The sequence below is a fragment of the Nocardioides sp. HB32 genome (assembly GCF_054058995.1).
This window is the reverse complement of sequence record NZ_JBSSBS010000001.1, coordinates 251,351-277,004: the sequence shown is the minus strand read 5'-3', so window position 1 is coordinate 277,004 and position 25,654 is coordinate 251,351. Positions and strand designations below refer to the sequence as shown.

The window sequence follows — 25,654 nt, the reverse complement described above, 5'->3', positions numbered from 1 at the left end:
CATGTTCTAGGTTGACCGCATGGCAGAACCACTGAAGGTCGTCGTGTGGTCCACGGGCACCGTCGGGCGGCACGCGATCGCCGGCATCGACGCGCACCCGGACCTCGAGCTGGTCGGGGTGTGGGTGTCGAACCCCGCCAAGCACGGCAAGGACGCCGGCGAGCTGGCCGAGCTGGGCCGCGAGCTCGGGGTCCCGGCGACCACGGACCGCGACGAGCTGCTGGCGATGAAGCCGGACGCGATCGTGCACACCGCGATGACCGACGACCGGGTGTTCGAGGCCATCGAGGACCTGACCGGGTTCCTCGAGGCGGGGGTGAACGTGACCTCGAGCGGCCCGGTGCTGCTGCAGTGGCCGGAGCAGATCCTGCCGCCGGAGCTGATGGAGCGGATCACCAAGGCCGGGGAGCGGACCGGAGCGAGCCTGCACGTCAACGGCATCGACCCGGGCTTCGCGAACGACGTGCTGCCGCTGGTCCTCACCAGCCTCAGCCAGCGCATCGACGAGGTGCGGGTCATGGAGATCTGCGACTACTCGACGTACTACCAGCCGGTCGTGATGAACGACCTGTTCGGCTTCGGCAAGCCGATGGACCAGCCCGGGTTCCTCTTCGCGCCCGGGATCCTGAGCATGGCCTGGGGCAGCGTGGTCCGGCAGCTCGCCGCCGGGCTCGGGATCACCCTGGACGAGCCGCTGACCGAGGACGTCGACCGACGCCCGGCGGAGGTCGACACCGAGAGCGTGTCGGGCGAGGTCAAGGCCGGCACCATGGGCGCCGTCCGGTTCCAGGTGATCGGCAAGGTCGAGGGCGTGCCCCGCGTCGTGCTCGACCACATCACCCGTACGGCGCCCGACCAGGTGCCCGAGTGGCCGACCCCGCCCGAGGGTGACGGCTGCTACCGCATCGTGATCAAGGGAGAGCCCTTCATGCAGTGCGACTTCGTCCACCACGGCGAGCACGGCGACCACAACGTGTCCGGGATGATCGTCACCGCGCAGCGGATCGTGAACACGGTCCCGGCCGTGGTCGCGGCGAAGGGCGGCCTGGTGACCGCGCTCGACCTGCCGCTGGTGACCGGCAAGGGCCTGGTGAGCAAGGCATGACCATCCTCGACCGCTTCGCGATCCCCGGCCAGGTCGCGATCGTCACGGGCGCCGGCCGCGGGCTCGGCGCCGGCACGGCCGTCGCCCTCGCCGAGGCGGGCGCCGACGTCCTCATCTCCGCGCGCACGGAGCGCCAGCTGGACCGGGTCGCCGAGCAGGTCCGCGCCGCCGGACGGCGGTGCCTCGTCGTACCGGCCGACCTCAGCGACCTGGACGCCGTCGCCGGCCTCGCGCAGGCGGCGTACGACGAGTTCGGCCGGCTCGACACGGTCGTGAACAACGTCGGCGGCACGTTCCCGACCGAGTTCCTCAAGACCAGCAACGAGTTCCTCAACGAGGCGTTCGCGTTCAACGTCACCACCGCCCATGCGCTGACCAGGGCGGCCGTGCCGCTGATGCTGCAGGACGACGACGGCGCCCAGAAGAGCGTCGTCACGATCAGCTCGATGATGGGCCGGACGGCGGACCGCGGCTTCATCGCCTACGGCACCGCCAAGGCCGCGCTCGCGCACTGGACCAAGATGGCCGCCCGGGACCTCGCGCCGCGGATCCGCGTCAACGGGATCTACGTCGGCTCGATCATGACCAGCGCTCTCGAGTACGTCGCCGGCCAGCCCGAGATGATGAGCCAGCTCGAGACGAAGACGCCGCTCGGCCGCGTCGGCGAGCCCGAGGACATCGCGGCCGGTGTCCTCTACCTCGCCTCGAAGGCCGGGCAGTACGTCACCGGCAAGCTGCTCGAGATCGACGGCGGCATCCAGCAACCGACCCTCGACCTCGGGTTCCCGGACATCGCGCCGTAGGGTCCGACCCGTGACCACGACCTCCACGGCGCACGCCGTCTCGCCGGACTCGGGCGAGCACTGGAGCAAGGAAGGCGCGTGGCGGGTGGCCGACGGGATCCACCGGATCCCGCTGCCGCTGCCGATGGACGGGCTCAAGGCCGTCAACGTGTACGCGATCGAGACCGACGACGGCCTCACGCTGATCGACGGCGGCTGGTCGATCGAGGTCGCCCGCAACCTGCTCGAGCGCTGCCTGCGCGACATCGGCTTCGGCTTCGGCGACATCCGGCGCTTCCTGGTCACCCACATCCACCGCGACCACTACACGCTGGCGACCGTGCTCGGCCACGAGTACGCCGCCGACGTCGCGCTCGGCCTCGACGAGAAGCCGGGCCTGGACCTGCTCAACGGCAAGCTCGAGCTCACCGGCAACCCGTTCCTCGACGTGCTGCGCACCGCCGGCGCGCACGAGGTCGCCGACCAGTGGGCGGCCGGTCCGGCCGAGCTGCCGGACCCGGCGTGGTGGCAGTACCCGCACACCTGGCTCGTGGGCGACCAGCGGATCGCGGTCGGCGACCGCACGCTCGACGCCGTGCACACGCCCGGCCACACGCCCGGCCACTTCGTGTTCGCCGAGCAGGCCGCCGGCCTGCTCTTCGCGGGCGACCACGTGCTGCCGACGATCACGCCGTCGATCGGCTTCACGGTGCCGGCCGTGGCCGACCCGCTCGGCGACTTCATGGCCTCGCTCACCAAGGTGCGCGCGCTGCCCGACCTGACGGTCCTGCCCGCGCACGGTCCGGTCGCGCCGTCCTCGCACGCCCGGGTGGACGAGCTCCTCGTGCACCACGAGAAGCGGCTCGACCTCAGCCTCGCCGCCCTCGCCGGTGGTCCGCTCACCGGGCACCAGGTCGCCCACCACCTGCCGTGGACCCGCCACGACCACGCGTACGACGAGCTGGACCTCTTCGCCCAGGGGATGGCCTCGATGGAGACCAAGGCGCACCTGGACCTGCTCGTCGCGCAGGGCCGGGCGAGCGCCGAGCACACCGCGGACGGCGTGCGCTACTCCGCTACCGGCTGAGCCGCATCGGGGTGTGCGGGATCCCGTCCTCGAGGAACTCCGGTCCGTCGACCTCGAACCCGAGGGACGCGTACCAACGCACCAGCGGCGACTGCGCGTCGAGGACGACGTCACGGCCCTTCGACACGTCCAACGCGGTCCTCATGATCAGGTCTGCCCAGCCGCGTCCACGGGCATCGGGCGCGAGGAGGACGCGACCGATGCGCCAGGTCTCGCCCTCGTCGAGCACCCGGCCGTAGCCGAGCAGCGCGTCGTCGATGGACAGCAGGACGTGCCGGGTCTCCGGGTCGACGTCCCGGGCGTCGAGATCGGGGTAGGGACACTGCTGCTCGACGACGAAGACGTCCTGCCGGAGCTTGCAGATCGCGTACACCGCATAGGGATCGAGCCGGTCGAAGGGAACCGCGACGGCCCTCAGCGGAGGAATGCCAGTGTGCTTCGCCATGCGTCTCTCGCTTCCGGGATCAGGGGCAGCAGGGGATAGACGTGGAGGAGTCCGGGCCGCTCGACGTACGTGAGGTCCCAGCCGGCCCCGGCCGCGCGCCGCGCGAGCATGCGGCAGCCCGGCGCGAGGGTGTCGCGGGTGCCGCAGAACGTCAGCGCCGGCGGCAGCCCGGACAGGTCGCCCAGCGCCGGTGACACCTCCGGGCGGCCGAGGTCCTCGGGCGTGCCGGCCCACCAGCCGGCGTACGCCTCGAGCTTCCCGAGGAAGAGCCACGGGTCGTCCGCGGAGTACGCCGCCGTCTCCGGCGTGCTGGTCGTCAGGTCCACCCAGGGCGAGTGCAGGAGCAGCCGGCCGGGCTGCGGGCCGCCGCGGTCCCGGAGCGTCACCGCGACCGCGAGCGCGAAGCCACCGCCGGCCGAGTCCCCCGCCAGCACCAGGTCGTCGGAGTCCGCCGCCCAGCGCTCGGTCAGGTCGGCGACCTGGTCGTGGGAGTCGCGCCACGTGTGGGCGGGCGCGAGCGGGTAGTCCGGCAGCACGATCCGCGCGTCGAGCGCGGTCGCGAGGCGCGCCAGGTAGCGGACGTGGAACGGGTCGACGCCGGCGACGTACCCGCCGCCGTGCAGGTAGACGACGGTCCGGTGCGGGTCGCTGCCGCGCGGGGTGATCACGTACGACGGGAACTCGCCGCTCGCCCCCTTCAGCTCCTCGGTGAGGACCGAGAAGCGCTTCTCGAAGCGCGGCACCAGCTCGCGGCGGACCCCGCCCTTCGTCGTCGACCGCGCCTTCGCCTGCCACGCCAGGAGGGCGGCGCGCTCGGTCTCCGGGCTCTCGAGCTCGGCGCTGCCCCGCAGTCGGGGGAGGGCCCAGGCGAGGAGCTCGTGTCGACGGCTCGGGCGCATGGGGGGAGTGTCACAGATCCGCGGTGGTCGGTGTCTCGTGGTCGACGATCGAGAACGAGGAGTCAGCATGCCCAGCACATTCCGCATCCCCAAGGCCCCCGTGACGGGCCTCTACGGCAAGTTCCTCACGGCGTACGCCCGCCGGACCTACGGCGAGGTCCCGGACGGGGTCCACGTCTACTTCCACCACAAGCCGGTGCTCAAGGCGGTCCTCGGCTTCGAGGGCAAGGTCGCCAAGTGGCGCGAGCTCGACCCGTCGCTGAAGTCGTACGCCCAGCTCGCGAGCGCGTCCGTGATCGGGTGCAGCTGGTGCATGGACTTCGGCTACTTCCTCGCCCACAACGACGGTCTCGACGAGGCGAAGGTCCGCGAGGTGCCCCGGTGGCGCGAGTCGGGCGTGTTCACCTCGCTGGAGCGCGAGGTGCTCGCGTACGCCGAGGCCATGTCCACCACGCCGATGACGGTCACCGACGAGATGACCGTCAGCCTGCTCGCCCAGCTCGGGACACCCGCGGTCGTCGAGCTCACCCAGATCGTCGCGGTCGAGAACATGCGGTCGCGCTTCAACTCCGCCGCCGGGCTGCAGAGCCAGGGTTATTCGGATGTGTGCGAGCTGCCGCTCGCCGTACCGTCGGGTGCTGTGAGGGACGCACCGCGGGACCCATCGGGGCACGCATGAGGAACACGGACGTCTTCGTCGAGCACCGCAACCTGCTCTTCACGGTGGCCTACGAGATGCTCGGCTCCGCGGCGGACGCCGAGGACGTCCTCCAGGAGACCTGGCTGCGCTGGTCCGAGGTGGACGCGGCCGAGGTGCGCGACGAGCGCGCCTACCTGGTCCGGATCACCACCCGGCTGGCCCTGAACCGGATGCGCACCAACGCCCGCCGCCGCGAGTCCTACGTCGGCCCGTGGCTGCCCGAGCCGCTCCTCACCACCCCGGACGTGGCCGAGGACGTCCAGCTCGCCGACAGCGTGTCGATGGCGATGCTCACCCTGCTCGAGTCGCTCGGTCACACCGAGCGCGCGGTGTTCGTGCTGCGCGAGGTCTTCGCCTTCGGGTACGACGAGATCGCGGCAGCCGTCGACAAGACGCCGGCCGCCGTACGCCAGATCGCGCACCGCGCCCGGGCCCACGTCGACGAGCGTCGGCCGCAGGGCGCGCCGACCTCGTCGGAGCACGACCGGGCGATGCACTGCTTCCTCAACGCGGTGGCCACCGGCGACATCCAGAGCCTGATGGACGTGCTCGCGCCGGACGTCGTGCTGATCACCGACGGCGGCGGCGTGAAGAAGGCCGCGCTGCGGCCGATCCTCGGGCGCGACAAGGTGGTCCGGTTCCTCGACGCGGTCAGCGGTGGCCTCGACGCGGTCGCCGACGTGGTCGTCGTCAACGGCGCCCCGGCGCTGCGCGTGGTGGTCGACGGCGAGCTCGACACGATCGCGTCGATGGTCGTGGAGGACGGCCTGGTCACGGGACTCTACGTCGTCCGCAACCCGGCCAAGCTCGCCCGGCTGGACGCCGCCGTCACGCTCACGAGGTGAGGGCGGCGCTTCGCGCCTCTCGCTCGACCACCTTCAGCGGAGCCGCTGGCGGGTCTCCGCTACCCTCGACATCAGAAGACAGGGGAGCACGCCTCACCACGTGCTGAGAGTGCGGATCAGCCGCAGACCCTACGAACCTGCTCCGGTTAGCACCGGCGAAGGGAGTCGGAGTTGAGACGCATGCTGGCCTTGGCGCCTGCCCTGGTCCTCGTGGCCACGGGCTGCTCGGCGATCGGGGAGGACAGCGGCGGCGACGGGCCGTCGTTCGACCGGGTCGTGCTCGTCACCCACGACTCGTTCGCGCTGCCGAAGCCGCTCATCCGGCAGTTCGAGCAGGAGTCCGGCTACGACCTCGTGGTCCGCGGGTCCGGTGACGCCGGGGCGCTCACCAACAAGCTGGTGCTCACCAAGGACGACCCGCTCGGCGACGTGTCGTTCGGCGTCGACAACACCTTCGCCTCCCGGGCGCTCGACGAGGGCGTGTTCGCGCCCTACGACGCGCAGCTCCCGGCCGGTGCCGACCGGTACCGGCTGCCCGGGGACGGTGCGGACGGCAAGGCCCACGACCTCACGCCGATCGACGACGCCAGCGTGTGCGTCAACGTCGACGACACCTGGTTCGCCGCCCACCACCTCGCGCCGCCGAAGACCCTCGACGACCTCGTCGACCCCCGCTACCGCGACCTGTTCGTCACTCCGGGCGCCACCACCAGCTCGCCGGGGATGGCGTTCCTGCTCACCACCATCGCGGCGTACGGCGAGGACGGCTGGCAGGACTGGTGGACGAAGCTGATGGCCAACGGCGCCAAGCTCGACGACGGGTGGTCGCAGGCCTACGAGGTCGACTTCACCCAGGGCGGCGGCAAGGGCGACCGGCCGATCGTGCTGTCCTACGACTCCTCACCGGCGTTCACGGTCTCCGACGGGAAGTCCTCGACGAGCGCACTGCTGGACACCTGCTTCCGGCAGGTCGAGTACGCCGGCGTGCTCGCCGGCGCCGAGAACCCGGACGGCGCCGAGGCGCTGATCGACTTCCTGCTGACCCCGGAGGTGCAGGCCGCGCTCCCGGACAGCATGTACGTCTTCCCCGTCGACTCCTCGGTCGAGCTGCCGGCGGAGTGGGCGAGGTTCGCCGTGCAGCCGACGGACCCGTACGCCGTGGCTCCCGCGGACATCAGCGCGCACCGCGACGAGTGGCTGCGCGAGTGGAGCGACCTCACGTCCCGATGATGACCAGGTGGTCACGGCCACTCACCCTGGCGGGGCTGGCTGCGGTGCCGCTCGTGGTGCTCGGCGTCTTCTTCGTGCTGCCGGTGCTCGGGATGCTCTCCGAGGGCTTCTGGGCGGACGGGAAGCTCGACCCGGGAGCGGTCGCGGAGGTGCTGGCCCGGCCGCGGGTGCACCGGGTCGTCTGGTTCACCGTCTGGTCCGCACTCGCCGGTACGGCGTTCTCGCTGCTGCTCGGCATCCCTGCGGCCCACCTCCTGCACCGGCGCCGGTTCCCGGGGCGGCGGGCGCTCCGCGCACTGCTGCTGGTGCCGTTCGTGCTGCCGACCGTGGTCGTCGGCGTGGCGTTCCGCGAGCTGATCGGCGAGGCCGGGCCGCTGGGCTTCCTCGGCCTCGACGGCTCGGCGGGCGCGATCGTCGCCGGTCTGGTGTTCTTCAACGTCGCGGTCGTGATCCGCGCGGTCGGCGCCGCGTGGGAGTCGATCGACCCGCGGCCGGCCGAGGCCGCGGCCGCGCTCGGCGCGAGCCCGGCGTACGTGTTCCGCACCGTCACGCTGCCGATGCTGCGGCCGGCGATCGTGTCGGCGGCGAGCGTGGTGTTCCTGTTCTGCGCGACCGCGTTCGGCGTGGTGCTGACCCTCGGCGGCCTGCGGTACTCCTCGGTCGAGACCGAGATCTACCTCCTCACCACGAACCTCCTCGACCTCCAGGCGGCCGCGGCCCTCTCGATCGTGCAGCTGCTCGCGATCACCGGCCTGCTGTTCGTCACCAGCCGGCTGCGGGCGGTGCCCGACCCGACCCTGGCGCGGTCGACGGGCCGGCCGCCGCGGGTCTCCCGCGGGGACTGGCCCGGTGTCCTGTCGACGCTGGTGGTCGTCGTGCTCGTCGGCCTGCCGATCGGCGCGCTCGTCGTCGGCTCGCTGCAGGTCGGCGACGGGTACGGGTTGGCGAACTACCGCGCGCTGACCACCGAGGGGTCGCGGAACGCGCTCCTGGTGCCGGTCACCGACGCCCTGACCACCTCGCTGCGGACCGCCGTCGACGCGACCTGGATGTCGCTGTCGCTCGGGCTGCTGGTCGCCGTCGCGGTCACCCGGCGCTCGCGCACCCGTGCCGAACGCCGCGCGCGCGGGTTGCTTGACGGCCTGTTCATGCTGCCCCTCGGGGTGTCCGCGGTGACGCTCGGCTTCGGGTTCCTGATCACGCTCGACCGGCCGCCGGTCGACTTCCGCGACTCGCTGCTGCTGGTCCCGGTAGCGCAGGCTCTGGTGGCGCTCCCGCTCGTCGTCCGCACCCTCGCGCCGGCCCTCGGTGGTGTCGACGACCGGCAGCGGCAGGCCGCGGCGTCGCTCGGGGCTGGCCCGCTGCGGACCTTCGTGACCGTCGACCTGCCGGTGATGTGGAAGCCGCTGCTCGCCGCCGCCGGCTTCGCCTTCGCGGTCTCGCTCGGCGAGTTCGGGGCGACGTCGTTCCTCGCGCGCGAGGACCACCCGACGATGCCGATCGTGATCTTCCACCTGATCGGGCACCCGGGTGCGATGAACTACGGCATGGCCCTCGCCGCCTCCGTCGTCCTCGCCGCCACCACCGCCCTGGTCATGCTGCTCGTCGAGCGGCTCCGCGTCCCGTCGGTGGGGTCGTTCTAGTGCTCACCCTCGACGGCGTCACGATCGCCTACGACGGCAGGCCCGCCGTCGTCGACGCCTCGCTCGCCCTCGAGGACGGCCACGTGCTGGCGGTGCTCGGCCCGAGCGGCTCGGGGAAGTCCACGATGCTCCGGGCGATCGCCGGGCTGGAGCCGACCGCGGCCGGCCGGATCTGCTGGGACGGCGCCGACCTGGCCGCCGTACCGACCCACAAGCGCGGGTTCGCGCTGATGTTCCAGGACGGGCAGCTGTTCGGGCACCTCACCGTCGCGCGCAACGTCGGCTACGCGCTCCGGCTGCGGCGTACGCCGGGCGCGGCGAGCCGGGTGCGCGAGCTGCTCGCGCTCGTCGGTCTGTCCGGGTACGAGGACCGGCTGCCCGCCACCCTCTCCGGAGGGGAGCGGCAGCGGGTCGCGCTGGCCCGCTCGCTGGCCGTGCAGCCGCGGCTGCTGCTGCTCGACGAGCCCCTGTCCGCGCTGGATGCCGGGCTGCGCGAGCGGCTGGCCGCAGACCTGCGCGACATCCTGCGCGAGGCGGGCACCACGGCGCTCATGGTCACCCACGACCAGGAGGAGGCGTTCGCGGTGGCGGACCGGCTGGCGGTGATGCGCGACGGCCGCATCGTCCAGCAGGGCGACATCGCCCAGGTCTGGCGGGCCCCCGCGGACGCGGAGACGGCGCTGTTCCTCGGGTACGCACGCGTCCTCTCCGGGGCGCCGGCCGCGGCGCTGCTCCGGGCCGCGGAGCTGCCCGCGGCGCCCGCGGTCGCCGTACGGCGCTCGGCCCTGGTCGTGGCGGCGAGCGGACCGTTGTCGGGGACCGTCGTGTCCGGCCGGGTCACCCCCGAGCAGATCCGGCTGGTGGTCGACGTGGACGGCATCGGCGAGCTCGACGCCGTGGCGAGGCTCGACTCGCACCCGGGCGCCGGCGACCGCGTCGCGCTCGTGGTGGACGCCTCACGGTTGGCGCCGACGCCGTACGCCGGCTGACTCCCTAGACTGGCGGGCGTGTACCGCCGCGCCTATGTCCTCCTCGTGGGGAACGCCGTCTTCATGGGCGTGGCCGCGATCGTCGTCGCGGTCGTCTACGACAAGCGGCTCGTCGACCCCGACGGCAGCTTCCTCGGCCCGTCCTGGGCGCGGCTGCCCATCCTGCTCGGCGCCGCGGTGCTGATCGACCTGCTGCCGCGCGCGCTGTGGCTGTCGAGGATGAACCCCAAGCTGATGCCCGCCGTCGTCCGGGAGCGCTGGCGGACGCACTGGAACCGGGAGCGGCTCACCCTGGTGGCCCTCGGCGTCGTGTGCTTCTACGTCGTGTACGTGAGCTACCGGAACCTCAAGTCGTTCCTGCCCTCGGTCATCTCGACCAAGTACGACCGCGAGCTGCACATGCTGGACCGGGCCCTGCTCTTCGGACACGACCCCGCCGTCCTCCTCCACCACATCTTCGGCGAGGGCTTCATGGCCTGGCCGCTGTCGTTCGTCTACCTGTGGTTCCTGCCGCTCGTCCCCATCGCGGTCACCGTCTGGCTGGTGTGGTCGCGCAACCTGTCGTTCGGCTACTGGTTCGTGACCTCGCAGTGCCTCGCGTGGACGCTCGGCACCGCGTCGTACTACGCGCTGCCGACCCTAGGCCCCGGCCTGAAGTACGTCTGGCTCTACGAGGGCCTGCCGAACACCCCGGCCAGCCAGCTGATGGAGTCGCTGGCCAACGGCCGGCACATCGTGCTGTGGGCGGGGAGCACCGACACCGTCCAGTCTGTCGCGGGCTTCGCGAGCCTGCACGTCGCGATCACCCTGCTGGTCGCGCTGATGGTGCAGTACACCGTCCGCGGGCGCTGGCTGAAGATCGTCTTCTGGGTCAACTTCTCCTTCACCGTCGTCGCCACCCTCTACTTCGGCTGGCACTACATCGCCGACGACATCGCCGGCGTGATGATCGCGTTCGTGTCCTTCTGGGTCGGCGGGCTCGCCAGCGGCCAGAAGTTCGACCGGCAGGGCCTCTCCTCGCACCCCACCACCACCGACTCGCGGGTGCCGGTCGAGCGCTGAGGTCGGGGTAGTCCCTGCCCGAAATGTCGGTTTCGGCATGCCCGGAGAGCATTTTCGGCAGGGAGTACCGCAGTCTTCGAAGAGTTACACGCGTGTAGTTCGTCAAGCCGACACGCCGTGCGTTCGAGAAAAAGTCGAGGAATTCGTTCCCTTTGTGACAAAAGTTGTCTAGCGTGCTCCGAGTGCCGCATGGGGCGGCAGTGACGACGAGGGGGATGGCACGGTGCGTGCGAGCGGGGCGGCAGCGGCTCTGGCCCTGGTGCTCGTCACGGGCGGTGCCATCAGCGGCGCGGCGGTCGCGGACGACCACGGGACCCCCACCCGGCAGGACGTCCGCGACGCCCGCGCCGCGGTCCGTGACACCGCCGACACCGTGGCCGGTGTCCGCGCCCGGCTGGTCGTCGCCAACCAGGCGCTCGAGCAGTCCGCGGTCGTCGCCGCTCAGGCCGCCGAGGCCTACAACGGCGCGCGCTGGAAGGCGGCCGAGGCCCGCAAGGCCGCCCGCGAGGCCCGCCAGCGGTCCCGGACCGCCGCCGCCGACGTACGCCGCCAGCAGGAGTCGTACGGCGACGCGCTGGTGTCGTCCTACGAGATGTCGCCCACCCTCACCGCGCTCGCCGGCATCGTCAGCTCCGACGGCATCGACACCGTCGTCGAGCGCACCACCGCGCTGCAGAACGCCGAGAGCGCGATGGACGACACCTACGACCGGTACCGCGCCTCGGCGACGCTCGCCGACGTCGCCACCAGCCAGGCGGAGGACGCCGAGGACGCGGCCGTCGCCGCGCAGCAGGAGGCCAGGGACGCCAAGGTGGCCGCGCAGGCCGCCGCCGACCAGGCCGCCGCACAGGCGTCCTCGATCGCCGCGGAGAAGACCGCGCTGATCGGCCGGCTCGCCGAGCTCCAGCACGTCAGCGTCCGGCTCGCGCAGCAGCGGCAGTCCGCCCTCGAGGAGCAGGCCGCCGCAGCCGCCGCGGCCGCCGCCCGGCACGAGCAGGAGCAGCAGGGGCAGCAGTCCGCCGGCACGCCGACTCCGACCCCCACCCCGGAGTCGACCCCCACGCCGACCCCGAACCCGACGTCGACCCCGGACCCGACGCCCACCCCGGATCCGACGCCCACCCCCACGCCCGACCCCACCCCGCCGCCACCGGCCTCGGGCGCATCCGCGGCGATCGCGTTCGCCCGGGCCCAGATCGGCGAGCCGTACCGCTGGGGCGCCGCGGGCCCGGGCGCGTGGGACTGCTCGGGTCTCACGATGGGCGCCTGGGGCGCGGGCGGGAAGCCGCTGCCGCACTACTCGGTCGCGCAGTACGAGCAGTCCACGCCCGTGTCGGCGAGCCAGCTCCAGCCCGGGGACCTGGTCTTCTGGGGTTCGTCCAGCGACCCGTCGTCGATCTACCACGTCGCCCTCTACGTCGGCGGCGGCCGGATCATCCAGGCGCCCCGGACCGGTGAGAACGTCGAGGAGACCTCGATGTACTACTGGATCTCGCCGAACTTCTTCGCCCGCCCGTAGCGGTCCAGATCACTGCTTGGCGAGTCGTCGGCGCGGGTAACGGACGGACATGGCCACCGACACCGCGGCGCCGCCGACGACCGGCTACGTCCAGCCCGAGGTCGACGTACCCGCCCTGACCGCCCTGCTCGACGGCAGGTACGCCGAGGTCCGCGACCTGGTCCGGGCCAACCTCGCGACGTACGCCGACATCCTCGAACAGGCGGAGGAGCTGTCCGTCGACGACTTCCGCGAGCGGGTCCGCGAGGTCGTCGTCGAGATGGCCGCGACCGGCCAGACCGGCATGGGCTTCCCCGAGGAGTACGGCGGCGGCGGCGACATCGGCGCGTCCATCGCGGCGTTCGAGACCCTCGCGTACGGCGACCTCTCGGTCCTCGTGAAGGTCGGCGTCCAGTTCGGGCTGTTCGGCGGCGCGATCCTCCAGCTCGGCAGCAAGCACCACCACGACGCCTACCTCGCGGACCTGGTCAGCGGGAAGGTGATGGGCTGCTTCGCGATGACCGAGACCGGCCACGGCTCCAACGTCCAGGCGCTCGGCACGGTCGCCACGTACGACGCGGACGCGCAGGAGTTCGTGATCACGACGACGACCGAGTCCGCGCGCAAGGACTACATCGGCAACGCCGCGAAGCACGCCGAGCTCGCGGTCGTCTTCGCGCAGCTCGAGGTCGGCGGCACGTCCGAGGGCGTGCACGCGTTCGTCGTCCCGATCCGCGAGGACGGCGAGCCGTGCGCCGGCGTACGCATCGAGGACGACGGCCGCAAGCTGGGCCTCAACGGCGTCGACAACGGGCGACTCTGGTTCGACGGCGTCCGCGTGCCGCGCACCGCGCTGCTCAACCGGTTCGCCGACGTGACGCCCGAGGGCCGCTACGAGAGCCCGATCGAGAACCCCCACAAGCGCTTCTTCACCATGCTCGGCACCCTGGTCCAGGGCCGGGTCTGCGTCGGCGGGGCGGCCATCAACGCGGCCAAGGTGGCGCTCGCGATCGCGACGAAGTACGCCGTCCGTCGCCGGCAGTTCGAGGCCACCTCGGACACCGAGGAGGAGCTGCTGCTCGACTACGGGCTGCACCAGCGCCGGCTGTTCCCGTTGATCGCCCGCACCTACGCGCTGCACTTCGCGCAGGAGGTCGTCTCGGGGCAGCTGCACGACGTCTTCTCCGGCATCACCGACGACGAGCACACCCGGCGCGAGCTGGAGTCCCGCGCCGCCGGCACCAAGGCGCTCGGGACCTGGCACGCGACCCGCACCATCCAGGAGTGCCGCGAGGCGTGCGGCGGTGCCGGCTACCTGGCGGTCAACCGGTTCGCCGCGCTCAAGGCCGACAGCGACATCTTCACGACGTTCGAGGGCGACAACCACGTGCTGCTGCAGCTCGTCGCCAAGGGCCTGCTCACCGACTACGCGAGCGAGTTCGAGGACCTGGACCAGCTCGGCATGGTCCGCTTCGTCACGAACCTCGCGGTCGAGACCGTCATCGAGAAGACGTCGGTCCACAAGCTGTTCGAGCGGGTGAAGGACCTGCTCCCCGGCGGTGACGAGTGGGACCAGGAGGCCGGCCTCCTCGACCCGGAGTACCAGCTCGCGATGCTGCGGTTCCGCGAGGAGCACATGCTCGCCGGCGTCGCCCGTCGCCTCAAGCGCGGCATCGACCAGAAGATGAACCCCGGCCAGGTGTTCTCCCACGTCCAGGACCACGTGGTCGCGGCCGCGAACGCGCACGTCGAGCGCCTGGTGCTCGAGGCGTTCGTCGAGAAGGCCCGCGCCGTACCGGACGGCGACAACAAGGTCGCGCTGAACCTGCTCCGCGACCTCTTCGCGCTGTCCACGATCGAGGCCGACCGTGCCTGGTTCATGGAGCACGGGCGGCTGACGGTGCAGCGCTCGAAGACGATCAGCCGCGAGGTGAACAACCTGTGCCGCAAGATCCGCCCGATCGCGGTCGACCTGGTCGACGCCTGGGCGGTGCCGCCGGAGATGCTCCGGTCACCCGACCTCGTGGGGTGACGGACCGCTGCGACCGGGTCAGTGGCCGTCGGTCGCGAGCCGCTTGAACGACGCCTGCACCTCGGCCTCGGCCTCGGTGCGGCCGACCCACTCGGCGCCCTCGACGGACTTGCCGGGCTCGAGGTCCTTGTAGACCTCGAAGAAGTGCTGGATCTCGAGCCGGTCGAACTTCGAGACGTGCGAGATGTCGCGCAGGTGCTCCAGGCGCGGGTCGGTCGCCGGGACGCAGAGGACCTTGTCGTCGCCGCCGGCCTCGTCGGTCATCCGGAACATGCCGATCGCGCGGCACCGGATCAGGCAGCCGGGGAAGGTCGGCTCCTGCAGCAGCACGAGGGCGTCGAGCGGGTCGCCGTCCAGGCCGAGGGTGTTCTCGATGTACCCGTAGTCGGCCGGGTACTGCGTCGAGGTGAAGAGCGTCCGGTCCAGCCGGATCCGGCCGGACTCGTGGTCGACCTCGTACTTGTTGCGCTGACCCTTGGGGATCTCCACCAGCACGTCGAACTCGAGCACGTCATCCTCCGGCAATCGTCTGCGTCGTCCATCGTCGAGGGGCCCGGGACGCGGGCCTCGTCCAGTCTCCCGCACAATGACCGCAAACAGTGAGTCGGGAAGGGGAGACGAGTGGGCGGACGTGACGCACGCCACCTGACGCTCTGGCTCCCCGTGATCCTCGTCCTGGCGGTCCTCGCCGCCGCGACGACGGCGTACCTCCTGGACCCCGGCGCCCCCGAGCCCGACCAGCCGGCCGCGATCCCGCCGCCGCCCGGGCTGGACCTCCCCGCCGTCCGGACGCCCGCGCCCGTCGTCGCCGCCGCCACCGGCACCCCCGACCCTGCGAAGGTGCGCCGAGCCGTCGCCGGCCTGCTCGAGGACTCCGACCTCGGCCCGCACGTCCTCGCGACCGTGGCCGGGCTCGACGGCACACTGCTCTACACACGCGGCACGGGCGAGGCGACGCCGGCATCGACGCTCAAGCTGCTGACCACGACCGCCGCGCTCGAGACGCTCGGCCCCGACCACACCTTCGACACCACCGTCGTCGCCGACGGACGGCACGTGGTCCTGGTGGGCGGCGGGGACCCGCTGCTGTCCCACGCGGACCTCCGCAGGCTCGCCCGGCAGGCGGCGCCGCAGCTCGGTGGCAAGGTCCGGGTCGGCTTCGACACCAGCCTGTTCAGCGGGCCGGCGGTCAACCCGCACTGGCCGGACACGTACGTGCCCGAGGGGGTCGTCGCGCCGATCGAGCCGCTGTGGGTCGACGAGGGCAGGACGAACGGCGGGTTCGGCCGCGCCACTGACCCGGCCGCGGCCGCCGCGCGGGAGTTCGCCGCCGAGCTCACCCGCGCCGGCGTCACCGTCGTGGGTACGCCGGAGGAACGGCGCGCCCCCGACGCGGCGTCGCGGCTGGCGGTGGTGACCAGCAAGCCGCTCGGGCTCATCGTCGAGCACACGCTGGCCACCAGCGACAACGAGGCGGCCGAGGTGATCGCCCGCCAGGTCGGGCTCGCCACCTCCGGCGTCGGGTCCTCCGTCGCCGGCGTCGCCGGCGTGCTCGACACCCTCGACGCCCTCGGCGTTCCCACGACGGGCGCGGTCGTCCACGACGGCAGCGGGCTGTCCCGCGAGGACCGTCTCGACCCGGACACCCTCACCGCGGTGCTGGAGACGGCGGGGTCGGCCGGGCACCCGGAGCTCCGGTCGGTGCTGACCGGTCTCCCGGTCGCCGGGTTCACCGGGTCCCTCGAGTACCGGTTCGACGCCGGGGACCCCGGCCGCGGGCTGGTGCGCGCGAAGACCGGCACGCTGTCCGGGGTCACTGGGCTCGCCGGCACGGTGATCGACCGGGACGGTACCCCGATGGTCTTCGCGCTCCTGGTCGACCGGGTCGCGCTGGTCGACACCCTCGGTGCGCGGGCCGCGCTCGACGACGTGACGAGCGCGCTCGCGGACTGCCGTTGCGGGGGCGCGGGTACGGTCGCTCCATGAGCAGCGCCGGCATGGTCGACTGGGGCCTCGCGGTCTCGTTGGGGTCCCGTCTCGCGGGAGAGGGCCCCCGGGTCTCCGGGGCCGACGCTGCCGCGGTCGTGGCCGAGTTGCGCGCGGACGCCCACCGCTCGACCGGCCTGGTCCGTGACTTCACCGGCCTCGACACCGCGTCGGACACCGCGCCGGTCCTCGTGGTCGACCGCGCCGGCTGGGTCGCCGCGAACGCCGACGGCTTCGCGACCGTGCTGGCGCCGGTGGTCGACAAGCTCACCTCGAAGAAGGGCGCTCCGTCCGGCCTGTCGCTCGCGATCGGGTCCCGGGTCACCGGCGCCGAGGTCGGGGCGCTGCTGGGGTTCCTCGCCGGCAAGGTCCTCGGCCAGTTCGACCCGTTCCACCCGCCCAGTGGCCGGCTGCTGCTGGTGGCGCCGAACGTCGTGCACGTCGAGCGCGAGCTGGGCGTCGACCCGCACGACTTCCGGCTCTGGGTCTGCCTCCACGAGGAGACCCACCGGGTCCAGTTCACCGCGACACCCTGGCTCGCCGACCACCTGCTCGACGAGATGCACGCCCTCGCGGAGACCCTGGAGCCGACCGGCCTCCTCGACGACGGCCTCGGCCGGATCCTGGAGGTGGTGAAGGGGGAGGGCAGCCTGATCGACGCGATCGGCAGCCCGGAGCAGAAGGAGATCGTGGACCGGGTCACCGGCGTCATGTCGCTGCTCGAGGGCCACGCCGACGTGGTGATGGACGGCGTCGGTCCGAGCGTGATCCCGACCGTGGCCACGATCCGCTCGAAGTTCAACAAGCGCCGCAAGGGCTCCGGCTCGCTCGACCGGATCGTGCGTCGCCTCCTCGGACTGGACGCGAAGATGGCCCAGTACCGCGACGGCGCCCGGTTCGTCCGCGCCGTCGTCGACAAGGCGGGCATGGCCGAGTTCAACGCCGTCTGGGAGCGGGCGGAGAACCTGCCCTCCAAGGCCGAGATCGCCGATCCCCCGGCCTGGATCAACCGGGTGCTGTGACACCCGGATGAGCCTGCACCCGGCGGTCGCGGCGGTACGCCGGTCGGTCCGCCGCTCGCTCTCCGGCGTCGACCCCGGCCGGACCGTCGTGGTCGCGTGCTCCGGCGGAGCCGACTCGCTGGCGCTGCTCGCAGCAACCGTCTTCGAGGGCAGGAGGGCCGGCTGGCACGTGGTCGGCGCCACCGTCGACCACGGCCTCCAGGAGGGATCGGCGGCGCACGCCGCCCACGTGGTCGACCAGATGGCCGTCCTCGGCGCGGACGAGACCGTCGCCGCGACCGTCCAGGTGGACGCACCCGGGCTCGGCCCCGAGGCCGCTGCCCGTCGCGCGCGGTTCGCGGTCCTCGAGGAGCTGGCGGAGCGACTCGACGCCGCGGCGGTGCTGCTCGGCCACACCCGCGACGACCAGGCGGAGACCGTGCTGCTCGGCCTCGCCCGCGGCTCCGGCGGCCGGTCGCTGGCAGGGATGCGCCGCTCGTTCGACCGGTTCGTGCGACCGCTCCTCGACCTCTCCCGCGACGACACGGTCACCGCCTGCCAGGTCGAGGGGATCGAGTACTGGCTGGACCCGCACAACGAGGACCCCGCCTACGCCCGGGTGCGGGTCCGCCGCACCGTCCTGCCGGTCCTCGAGGAACAGCTCGGCCCCGGTGTGGCGGCGGCTCTCGCGCGCACCGCCGACCAGCTCCGCGCCGACATGGACCTGCTGGACGACGTCGCGGAGGCGGCGTACGCCGAGCTCGCCGACCTGCCCGTCGACGGGCTGCTGGCCCAGCCGGCCCCGGTCCGGCGCCGGGTGCTCCGCCTCGCCGCGCTGGCCGCCGGGAGCCCCGCGTCGGAGCTGTTCCACGAGCACGTGCTCGGGCTCGACGCCCTGCTGACCGACTGGCACGGCCAGAAGTGGGTCGACCTGCCGGGGCCGGTCCGCGCCACCCGGCGCGACGGCCTGCTCCACCTCGAACGGTGAGAGTTCCGGCGTTCGCGTCACGGGGAGCGCCTCGCGGCCTCACACTCGTACGCGTGCCGGAACCGAGGAGAACCATGCATCGTCGTATCGCCGCCGCGATCACCGCCTGTGGCGCCCTGATCGTCGCCTCCCAGGCGCTGCCCGCCTCGGCCGCGCCGACGGCCGCGGACGCCGGCTCGTCCGCCGTCGCCGTGGCCCGGCCGCCGGTCGGCAAGGCGTGGTTGGTCGGCGTGGTCACCGACCAGGCGAAGCACCCGCTCCAGGACGTCAACGTCGAGGCCTGGCTCGACGACCCCACGGCCGAGGCGCCGGTCGCGAGCGACCTGACGTACGAGGACGTCGCCGACGGGCAGGAGGGCTACTTCCGGCTCGAGGTCCCGATCCACGCCCACTACCTGATCGTCGTCTCCTCCGACACCGGGGACCCGTACCGCACCTTCGAGTACAACGACGGCGACCCGATCAAGGTCGGTCTCCGCAAGGTGCGCACGCTGGGCACCACCGAGATCGCGAGGGTCGCGCTCCAGGCGTCGACCACCTCCGCCAAGCTCAAGCCGGGGACCGTCAAGGTGAACAAGGCGGGCGCCATCACGATCACGGTGCGGTGCAAGAACGTCTACCCCGTCCTCGGCAAGGTCACCGCCGCGGTCGGCGGGAAGAAGGTCGTGGGCGTCCTGAAGCAGAAGGACCACGGCCAGCTGACCCTGACGCTGCCGAAGCTGAAGAAGCCCGGCAAGTACACCGTCGAGGCGTCGTACCTCGGGGACGACTTCGTGAAGAAGTCCTCGAAGAAGATCACCCTGACGGTCAAGAAGTAGGCGGCGCGGGGACCCGACCCTCGCTGATCTAGAGTCTGCGCCATGGACTCGTCCCACGTGGAGAACGACCTGGTCAACGTCCTCTTCACGGAGGAGCAGATCCAGGGCCGGCTCCGGGAGCTCGCGGCCGAGATCGAGGCGGACTACCAGGGCAAGGACCTCCTCATCGTCGGCATCCTCCGGGGGGCCGTGATGGTGATGGCGGACCTGGCCCGCAGCTTCACCCGGCACCTCGAGATGGACTGGATGGCGGTGTCGTCGTACGGCTCCGGCACCAAGTCGAGCGGTGTCGTGCGGATCCTCAAGGACCTCGACACCGACATCTCGGGCCGGCACGTGGTCATCGTCGACGAGATCATCGACACCGGGCTGACGCTGTCCTGGCTGACCTCGAACCTGACCTCGCGCAGCCCCGCGAGCGTCGAGATCTGCACGTTGCTGCGCAAGCCCGAGGCCCTCACCATGCCGATCGAGGTGAAGTACGTCGGCTGGGACATTCCTAATGAGTTCGTCGTCGGCTACGGCCTCGACTACCGGGAGCGCTACCGGAACCTCCGCGACATCGGCACCCTCGCCCCGCACGTGTACTCCTGACCGGTCCGGTGCGCCGATCGAGGTGAAGTACGTCGGCTGGGACGCTGAGCACGTTCCGGGCAACGAGTTCGTCGTCGGCTACGGCCTCGACTACCGGGAGCGCTACCGGAACCTCCGCGACATCGGCACCCTCGCGCCACACGTGTACTCGTAGCGGATCGTCGGCTCGCCGGGCCTGCTTGCCCGCCCCGACGCCTGAAGGGGTCGGCTCTGGACCGGCCTGCGACAATGGGAGGGGCCGGCGGTGCCTGTACCGTCGACTCTTCCGATCAGGTCGTCCGAGAGAAGTCTGTGAAGCGCATATTCAAGGGTCCGTGGCTCTGGATCGTCCTCGCCGTGGTGGGCGTGCTCCTCGCCCTGCAGTACCTCGCCCCGAACGGCGGGTACGACGAGGTCGAGTCCTCCAAGATGGAGAGCTACATCACCAGCGGCGAGGTCAAGGAGATCACCTTCGTCGACGGCGGTGACCAGCAGATCAAGGCGACCCTCGACGACGGCAAGAAGGTGTCCTCCTTCTGGCTGGACGGCACCCAGGCCGACATCAAGAACGAGATCCAGGCGCAGGTCGACAAGGGGGCCATCGAGCAGTACAACGTCGACGTCCCGAAGCCCAGCCTGATCGGCTCCATCCTCGCGACGCTGCTGCCGTTCGCGCTGATCATCCTGCTGTTCCTGTTCCTCATGAACCAGGTCCAGGGCGGCGGCGGCCGCGGCGTGATGCAGTTCGCCAAGTCGCGCGCCAAGCTGATCACCAAGGACATGCCGAAGACGACGTTCGCGGACGTCGCCGGCTGTGACGAGGCCGTCGAGGAGCTCGGCGAGATCAAGGAGTTCCTCCAGGAGCCGGCGAAGTTCCAGGCGGTCGGCGCCAAGATCCCCAAGGGCGTGCTGCTCTACGGCCAGCCCGGCACCGGCAAGACCCTGCTGGCGCGTGCCGTCGCGGGCGAGGCGGGGGTCCCGTTCTACTCGATCTCCGGCTCCGACTTCGTCGAGATGTTCGTCGGTGTGGGTGCCTCGCGCGTCCGCGACCTGTTCGAGCAGGCCAAGGAGAACGCTCCGGCCATCGTGTTCATCGACGAGATCGACGCGGTCGGGCGGCACCGCGGCGCGGGCATGGGCGGCGGCCACGACGAGCGGGAGCAGACGCTGAACCAGCTGCTGGTCGAGATGGACGGCTTCGACGTCCGCGGCGGCGTGATCCTGATCGCCGCGACCAACCGCCCCGACGTGCTCGACCCGGCGCTGCTGCGTCCCGGCCGCTTCGACCGCCAGATCCAGGTCGACGCCCCCGACCTGTCCGGCCGCGAGCAGATCCTCCAGGTCCACTCCCGCGGCAAGCCGCTCGCGCAGGACGTCAACCTGCTGTCCGTCGCCCGGCGTACGCCCGGCTTCAGCGGCGCCGACCTCGCGAACGTGCTCAACGAGGCCGCGCTGCTGACCGCGCGCAACAACGAGAAGCTGATCACCAACCTCGCGCTCGACGAGGCCATCGACCGCGTGATCGCCGGCCCGCAGCGGCGGACCCGCCTGATGAGCGAGAAGGAGAAGCTCATCACGGCCTACCACGAGGGTGGCCACGCGCTCGTCGCGGCGGCGCTGCCGGGCAACGACCCGGTGCACAAGATCACGATCCTGCCGCGTGGCCGGGCGCTGGGCTACACGATGGTGCTGCCCGACGACGACAAGTACTCCCAGACGCGCTCGCAGATGTTGGACACGCTGGCGTACATGCTCGGCGGCCGGGCCGCGGAGGAGATGGTCTTCCACGACCCGACGACCGGCGCCGGCAACGACATCGAGAAGGCCACCAACCTCGCCCGTGCCATGGTCACCCAGTACGGCATGACCGAGCGCCTCGGGGCGATCAAGCTGGGCGACACCAACTCCGAGCCGTTCCTGGGCCGCGACCTGGGCCACTCGCGGAACTACTCCGAGGAGATCGCGGCGATCGTCGACGAGGAGACCAAGAGGCTGCTCGCGACCGCCCACCAGGAGGCGTTCGAGATCCTGGAGGAGAACCGCGACGTCCTGGACGCCCTGGTCCTCGAGCTCTTCGACAAGGAGACGCTCGACAAGGCGCAGGTCGCCCGGATCTTCGAGCCGCTGCGTCGCCGTCCCGAGCGCCCGGCATGGACCGGGTCCGACCGACGCCACCCGTCGGCGATCCCGCCGGTGGAGATCCCGCAGTGGATCAGGGACCGCACCGCCGCCCAGAACGGTCAGAACGGCCGTCCCGAGCAGGAGGCCGGCGCCGTCCTGACGCCGCCGGGCGCCGGTGGCGACGTGCACGGCGACCCCGGCGTCGAGCAGCCCGGCTCCGGCCCCGACCTGCCTTCGCACTGATATGACCGACGCGATCCGGTACGCCGACCGCGATCCGGCCGACATCCCGCCCTACGACCACGCCCGGGCGGCGGCAGCGGTGCGCGAGCTGCTGATCGCGATCGGGGAGGACCCCGACCGGGAAGGCCTGCACGACACCCCGGCCCGGGTGGCGCGGGCTTACGCCGAGCTCACCTCCGGGCTGCGGATGCGTCCCGAGGACGTGCTCACGACGACGTTCGACCTCGGCCACGACGAGATGGTGCTGGTGCGCGACATCGAGCTCTGGTCGATGTGCGAGCACCACCTGGTGCCGTTCACCGGCGTCGCGCACGTCGGGTACATCCCGGCCGAGAGCGGCAAGATCACCGGGCTCTCCAAGCTGGCCCGGCTGGTGGACGTCTACGCGAAGCGGCCGCAGGTCCAGGAGCGGCTCACGACCCAGGTCGCCGACGCGCTGATGCGGATCCTCGAGGCTCGCGGCGTGATCGTCGTGATCGAGGCCGAGCACCTGTGCATGACCATGCGCGGCGTGAAGAAGGCCGGCGCCCGCACCATCACCTCTGCCGTCCGGGGCACCATGCGCTCCAACGCGTCCACCCGCGCCGAGGCGATGGCCCTGATCCACCGGAACCGCTGACCGATAGCCTCCGGACCCATGACGACGATCCCGGTGCTGATGGGCGTCGTCAACGTCACGCCCGACTCGTTCTCCGACGGCGGCCGCTGGCTGGAGCCGGGAGCCGCGGTCGCGCACGGCCGGGAGCTGCTCGCCGACGGCGCCGACATCCTCGACATCGGCGGCGAGTCGACGCGCCCCGGCGCCACCCGTCCGCTGGTCGAGGAGGAGCTGGGCCGCGTCGTGCCGGTGATCACCGCGCTGGCCGGTGACGGCGCCGTCGTCTCCGTCGACACCATGCGGGCCGAGGTCGCCGAGGCGGCCCTCGCTGCGGGCGCGACGATCGTGAACGACGTCTCCGGCGGACTGGCGGACCCGCGCATCCTGGACGTGGTCGCGGCACACGACGCGACGTACGTCGCGATGCACTGGCGGGCGCACGCCGACCACATGCGCGACTTCGCCGTGTACGACGGCCCGGGAGGGGTCGTCGCGGCGGTCTGCGACGAGCTGTCCGCCCGGGTGGAGGCGATCCTCGCCGCCGGCGTACGCCGCGAGCAGGTGGTGCTCGACCCGGGCCTGGGCTTCGCCAAGCGGGCCGAGCACAACTGGCAGCTCCTCCGCGACCTCGAGCCGCTGCTCGGGCTCGGCCACCGGGTCCTGGTGGGCGCCAGCCGCAAGTCCTTCCTCGGTAGGCTGCTCGCCGACAGCGGCGGGACGATGCGCCCCGTCGACCAGCGCGAGCACGCGAACACGGCGCTCACGGTCCACCTCGCCCAGCGCGGCGTCTGGGGGCTGCGGGTGCACGACGCACGAGCCGCTCGGGACGCCCTGCGCGTCCTCGAGCGCCTGAACGGGGAGGTGAGGGCGTGACCGACGAGCCCTTCGACGTGACCGCTCGTCCCTCGCGGGTCACTCAGGACGAGCCCTTCGATACGACCGCTCGTCCCTCGCGGGTCACTCAGGACGAGCTCTCCGTGACCGGCATCGAGTGCTACGGCCACCACGGCGTGTTCGAGTTCGAGAAGCGCGAGGGCCAGGTGTTCGTCATCGACCTGGCGCTCGGCATCGACACCAGTGCCGCGGCGGCTTCGGACGACTTGCAAGACACGGTGGACTACGGAAGTCTCGTGGCCTCGGTGAAAGCCGCCGTGGAGAAGGATCCGGTCGACCTGATCGAGACCCTCGCCCAGCGGATCGCGGACGTCTGCCTCTTGGACGACCGTGTTGAATGGGCGCGGGTGACGGTCCACAAGCCGGATGCCCCCATCGAGGCGACGTTCTCGGACGTCGTCCTCACGATCACCCGGAAACGTGAGGTCCCTCGTGACTGAGACCCCCAACCCGAACATCGTCGACACGGACACGCTGACCGGCGAGATGCGCCCGATCCGGCGAGCCGTGCTGGCCCTGGGGTCGAACCTCGGCGAGCGGATGGCGAGCCTCCAAGGCGCTCTCAACGCGTTGGCGGACACTCCCGACGTCTGGATCACCGCTGTGTCCCCGGTCTACGAGACGGAGCCGGTCGACTGCCCGCCCGAGGCCAAGACCTTCCTCAACGCGGTGGTGCTGATCGACACCACCCTGGCCGCGAGCCGGCTGATGGACCGCGCGCTGGCCATCGAGGACGCCTTCGCCCGCGAGCGCGGCGAGGTCCCCAACGCCCCGCGCACCCTCGACGTCGACCTGATCGTCGTCGGCGACCGGCGCAGCGACGAGCCCTCCCTGCGGCTCCCGCACCCGCGGGCCGCCGAGCGCGCGTTCGTGCTGCGCCCCTGGCTCGACGTGGAGCCGGACGCGGAGTTCCCGGACCGCGGTCGGGTGGCCGACCTCGTGGAGAAGACCGACCAGAGCGGGCTCAAGCTGCGCGACGACCTGGTCCTCGAGATCCAGTGAGCGCCGGCCCGGCCGGCGACGAGCCGTCGGGCGGCCGGCTGAGACCCACCTCCGCGGCGACCCTCACGGTGTGGGCCGTCGTCGGCCTGGTCGGTGGCTGGCTGCTGCACCCGATCGCCGCCCGGGTCCTGGACAGCGCCCCGATCGTGACCTGGGCCCAGCCGCTGGCCCTGGTGCTGGTCGCCACGATCCTCGGCGCGACGGCGTACCTCACCTGGCGCACGATGCACGTCCAGCACCAGCGGCTCGAGCCGCACCGCGCCGTCAACCGGCTGGTGCTCGCCCGCGCCTGCGCCCTGGTCGGCGCGCTGGTGGCCGGCGGGTACGCCGGCTACGCGCTGAGCTGGGTCGGCATGGACTCCGACCTGGCCTCCCAGCGGCTGTGGCGCTCGGTCGCCGCCGCGCTCGCGGGCGTTGCGATCGTCGTCACAGCGGTCGTCCTCGAGCGTGCGTGTCGCGTCCGATCCGACGAGGACGAGGCCTAACGTGGTCGCATGGCTTCCCCCCAGGCACCTGCCGCCGCCCGTCCCGGTCGGCGTCGCCAGCGCAGCACCCGGCTGACGGTCGCCGTCGCCCTCCTCCTCGTCGCCGCCGCCCTGGTCGTCGCGACGATCGCCAGCGGCTCGCTGGTGCTGGTCGCGGTCGCCGCGGCCGGCGCCGTCGTGCTCGGTGCCGCCGCCACCCGCATCACCCACTCCGAGCTCGCCCTGACCCGCCGCGAGGCCGCCCGCGACCGCGCCGAGCAGGCGCAGGCCTACCGGGAGATCACTGCGGCCCGCACCGCCGAGAACGCCGCGTTCGCGGAGTCGATGCAGGCCCGGATCCAGCGGCACGAGGCGTCGATCCACGACCTCGAGGACGCCCTGACCGCCGCCCAGGGCCGCGCAGCCGACGCGACCCGCAAGATGAACGTCGAGGCGCGCCGCGCGGACGCCGCCGAGCGCGACGGGCAGGCCGTCTCCGTCCGGCTCGCCGAGGCCGAGCAGCGGGCCGCGGACGCGGTCGTCCGGGTCGCCGAGCTCGAGCAGGAGCTGGACGTCGTCCGGGCCGAGCTGGACGTCGTCACGACCGCCTGGCACGAGGCCGAGGCCGCGCAGCGCAAGCACGCGTGAG

General features: G+C 72.0%; 26 protein-coding genes, 1 pseudogene and 1 riboswitch. Of the genes and pseudogenes, 24 read left to right on the top strand and 3 right to left on the bottom strand.

Going from position 1 to position 25,654, the window contains the following annotated elements; genetic code table 11:
- Positions 1 to 19 precede the first annotated feature (19 nt).
- The 3 genes from ACVW2K_RS01405 to ACVW2K_RS01395 are packed head-to-tail and all read left to right on the top strand — an operon-like array spanning position 20 to position 2,974.
- Positions 20 to 1,105: an NAD(P)H-dependent amine dehydrogenase family protein gene (locus ACVW2K_RS01405; RefSeq protein WP_028638751.1), complete on the top strand. Its 1,086-nt coding sequence runs from the start codon at positions 20 to 22 to the stop codon at positions 1,103 to 1,105.
- On the top strand, positions 1,102 to 1,908 hold the full coding sequence (locus ACVW2K_RS01400) for an SDR family oxidoreductase (RefSeq protein ID WP_028638752.1): 807 nt from the start codon (positions 1,102 to 1,104) through the stop codon (positions 1,906 to 1,908). The genes ACVW2K_RS01405 and ACVW2K_RS01400 overlap by 4 nt, the downstream gene beginning before the upstream one ends.
- A gap of 10 nt (positions 1,909 to 1,918) precedes the next feature.
- Entirely contained in the window at positions 1,919 to 2,974 is a 1,056-nt protein-coding gene (locus ACVW2K_RS01395; protein ID WP_457201257.1) for an MBL fold metallo-hydrolase, read from the top strand.
- Here ACVW2K_RS01395 and ACVW2K_RS01390 read toward each other — a convergent pair.
- Together ACVW2K_RS01390 and ACVW2K_RS01385 are read right to left on the bottom strand one after the other, a co-directional pair.
- Positions 2,964 to 3,419 carry a GNAT family N-acetyltransferase gene (locus ACVW2K_RS01390; protein WP_457201256.1) on the bottom strand — a complete coding sequence of 152 codons (456 nt, stop codon included), beginning with the start codon at positions 3,417 to 3,419 and terminating at the stop codon, positions 2,964 to 2,966. The genes ACVW2K_RS01395 and ACVW2K_RS01390 overlap by 11 nt on opposite strands.
- Positions 3,389 to 4,318, bottom strand: a complete 930-nt coding sequence (locus ACVW2K_RS01385) for an alpha/beta hydrolase (RefSeq protein ID WP_457201255.1) — start codon at positions 4,316 to 4,318, stop codon at positions 3,389 to 3,391. Before ACVW2K_RS01385 ends, ACVW2K_RS01390 begins: the two co-directional genes overlap by 31 nt.
- 67 nt (positions 4,319 to 4,385) lie before the next feature.
- Between ACVW2K_RS01385 and ACVW2K_RS01380 the strand changes: the two genes are divergently transcribed.
- From ACVW2K_RS01380 to ACVW2K_RS01345, 8 genes are all read left to right on the top strand, one after another.
- On the top strand, positions 4,386 to 4,997 hold the full coding sequence (locus ACVW2K_RS01380; RefSeq protein WP_457201254.1) for a carboxymuconolactone decarboxylase family protein: 612 nt from the start codon (positions 4,386 to 4,388) through the stop codon (positions 4,995 to 4,997).
- Entirely contained in the window at positions 4,994 to 5,863 is an 870-nt protein-coding gene (locus tag ACVW2K_RS01375; RefSeq protein ID WP_457201253.1) for an RNA polymerase sigma-70 factor, read from the top strand. The genes ACVW2K_RS01380 and ACVW2K_RS01375 overlap by 4 nt, the downstream gene beginning before the upstream one ends.
- A 70-nt stretch (positions 5,864 to 5,933) precedes the next feature.
- Positions 5,934 to 6,044: riboswitch (TPP riboswitch) on the top strand.
- Positions 6,044 to 7,093, top strand: a complete 1,050-nt coding sequence (locus ACVW2K_RS01370) for a thiamine ABC transporter substrate-binding protein (protein ID WP_457201252.1) — start codon at positions 6,044 to 6,046, stop codon at positions 7,091 to 7,093. It overlaps the preceding riboswitch by 1 nt.
- Positions 7,093 to 8,736 (top strand): ABC transporter permease, encoded by a 1,644-nt coding sequence (locus tag ACVW2K_RS01365; RefSeq protein WP_036571579.1) that lies wholly within the window; start codon positions 7,093 to 7,095, stop codon positions 8,734 to 8,736. Before ACVW2K_RS01370 ends, ACVW2K_RS01365 begins: the two co-directional genes overlap by 1 nt.
- Entirely contained in the window at positions 8,736 to 9,725 is a 990-nt protein-coding gene (locus ACVW2K_RS01360) for an ABC transporter ATP-binding protein (RefSeq protein WP_457201251.1), read from the top strand. The genes ACVW2K_RS01365 and ACVW2K_RS01360 overlap by 1 nt, the downstream gene beginning before the upstream one ends.
- An 18-nt stretch (positions 9,726 to 9,743) precedes the next feature.
- On the top strand, positions 9,744 to 10,787 hold the full coding sequence (locus ACVW2K_RS01355; RefSeq protein WP_457201250.1) for a phosphatase PAP2 family protein: 1,044 nt from the start codon (positions 9,744 to 9,746) through the stop codon (positions 10,785 to 10,787).
- A gap of 223 nt (positions 10,788 to 11,010) precedes the next feature.
- Entirely contained in the window at positions 11,011 to 12,306 is a 1,296-nt protein-coding gene (locus ACVW2K_RS01350; protein ID WP_457201249.1) for a C40 family peptidase, read from the top strand.
- A gap of 49 nt (positions 12,307 to 12,355) precedes the next feature.
- The gene (locus ACVW2K_RS01345) at positions 12,356 to 14,317 is read left to right on the top strand and encodes an acyl-CoA dehydrogenase family protein (protein ID WP_457201248.1); all 1,962 of its coding nucleotides are present in this window, start codon (positions 12,356 to 12,358) and stop codon (positions 14,315 to 14,317) included.
- Between the two features lie 18 nt (positions 14,318 to 14,335).
- On the opposite strand, the gene ACVW2K_RS01340 is transcribed toward ACVW2K_RS01345, so the two are convergent.
- Complete coding sequence (locus ACVW2K_RS01340; protein ID WP_028638762.1) at positions 14,336 to 14,827, bottom strand: inorganic diphosphatase; 492 nt, start codon at positions 14,825 to 14,827, stop codon at positions 14,336 to 14,338.
- 111 nt (positions 14,828 to 14,938) lie between these two features.
- On the opposite strand from ACVW2K_RS01340, the gene dacB reads away from it, so the two are divergent.
- The 13 genes and pseudogenes from dacB to ACVW2K_RS01275 all read left to right on the top strand — a co-directional run bounded on the left by dacB (position 14,939) and on the right by ACVW2K_RS01275 (position 25,653).
- Positions 14,939 to 16,303: a D-alanyl-D-alanine carboxypeptidase/D-alanyl-D-alanine endopeptidase gene (gene dacB / locus ACVW2K_RS01335; protein WP_457201247.1), complete on the top strand. Its 1,365-nt coding sequence runs from the start codon at positions 14,939 to 14,941 to the stop codon at positions 16,301 to 16,303.
- Entirely contained in the window at positions 16,300 to 17,325 is a 1,026-nt protein-coding gene (locus tag ACVW2K_RS01330; RefSeq protein ID WP_457201246.1) for a zinc-dependent metalloprotease, read from the top strand. Before dacB ends, ACVW2K_RS01330 begins: the two co-directional genes overlap by 4 nt.
- 7 nt (positions 17,326 to 17,332) lie before the next feature.
- The gene (gene tilS / locus ACVW2K_RS01325; protein WP_457201245.1) at positions 17,333 to 18,292 is read left to right on the top strand and encodes a tRNA lysidine(34) synthetase TilS; all 960 of its coding nucleotides are present in this window, start codon (positions 17,333 to 17,335) and stop codon (positions 18,290 to 18,292) included.
- A gap of 74 nt (positions 18,293 to 18,366) precedes the next feature.
- Positions 18,367 to 19,110 (top strand): Ig-like domain-containing protein, encoded by a 744-nt coding sequence (locus tag ACVW2K_RS01320; RefSeq protein WP_457201244.1) that lies wholly within the window; start codon positions 18,367 to 18,369, stop codon positions 19,108 to 19,110.
- A gap of 42 nt (positions 19,111 to 19,152) precedes the next feature.
- The gene (gene hpt, locus ACVW2K_RS01315) at positions 19,153 to 19,704 is read left to right on the top strand and encodes a hypoxanthine phosphoribosyltransferase (protein WP_028638766.1); all 552 of its coding nucleotides are present in this window, start codon (positions 19,153 to 19,155) and stop codon (positions 19,702 to 19,704) included.
- A gap of 13 nt (positions 19,705 to 19,717) precedes the next feature.
- Positions 19,718 to 19,858, top strand: a pseudogene (locus ACVW2K_RS01310) (hypoxanthine phosphoribosyltransferase); the annotation flags it as partial.
- 137 nt (positions 19,859 to 19,995) lie between these two features.
- Positions 19,996 to 22,047 (top strand): ATP-dependent zinc metalloprotease FtsH, encoded by a 2,052-nt coding sequence (gene ftsH, locus ACVW2K_RS01305; RefSeq protein WP_457201243.1) that lies wholly within the window; start codon positions 19,996 to 19,998, stop codon positions 22,045 to 22,047.
- Between the two features lies 1 nt (position 22,048).
- Complete coding sequence (gene folE / locus ACVW2K_RS01300) at positions 22,049 to 22,666, top strand: GTP cyclohydrolase I FolE (protein WP_457201242.1); 618 nt, start codon at positions 22,049 to 22,051, stop codon at positions 22,664 to 22,666.
- Positions 22,667 to 22,684: 18 nt separating this feature from the next.
- Positions 22,685 to 23,518 (top strand): dihydropteroate synthase, encoded by an 834-nt coding sequence (folP, locus tag ACVW2K_RS01295; protein WP_457201241.1) that lies wholly within the window; start codon positions 22,685 to 22,687, stop codon positions 23,516 to 23,518.
- A gap of 104 nt (positions 23,519 to 23,622) precedes the next feature.
- A complete protein-coding gene (gene folB / locus ACVW2K_RS01290; RefSeq protein WP_028638769.1) occupies positions 23,623 to 23,979 on the top strand; it encodes a dihydroneopterin aldolase in 357 nt (118 codons plus the stop codon).
- Positions 23,972 to 24,541: a 2-amino-4-hydroxy-6-hydroxymethyldihydropteridine diphosphokinase gene (gene folK / locus ACVW2K_RS01285; protein WP_028638770.1), complete on the top strand. Its 570-nt coding sequence runs from the start codon at positions 23,972 to 23,974 to the stop codon at positions 24,539 to 24,541. Before folB ends, folK begins: the two co-directional genes overlap by 8 nt.
- Positions 24,538 to 25,026: a DUF3180 domain-containing protein gene (locus ACVW2K_RS01280; RefSeq protein ID WP_028638771.1), complete on the top strand. Its 489-nt coding sequence runs from the start codon at positions 24,538 to 24,540 to the stop codon at positions 25,024 to 25,026. The genes folK and ACVW2K_RS01280 overlap by 4 nt, the downstream gene beginning before the upstream one ends.
- Positions 25,027 to 25,035: 9 nt before the next feature.
- A complete protein-coding gene (locus tag ACVW2K_RS01275) occupies positions 25,036 to 25,653 on the top strand; it encodes a hypothetical protein (protein WP_028638772.1) in 618 nt (205 codons plus the stop codon).
- The last annotated feature ends 1 nt before the right edge of the window (position 25,654 follow it).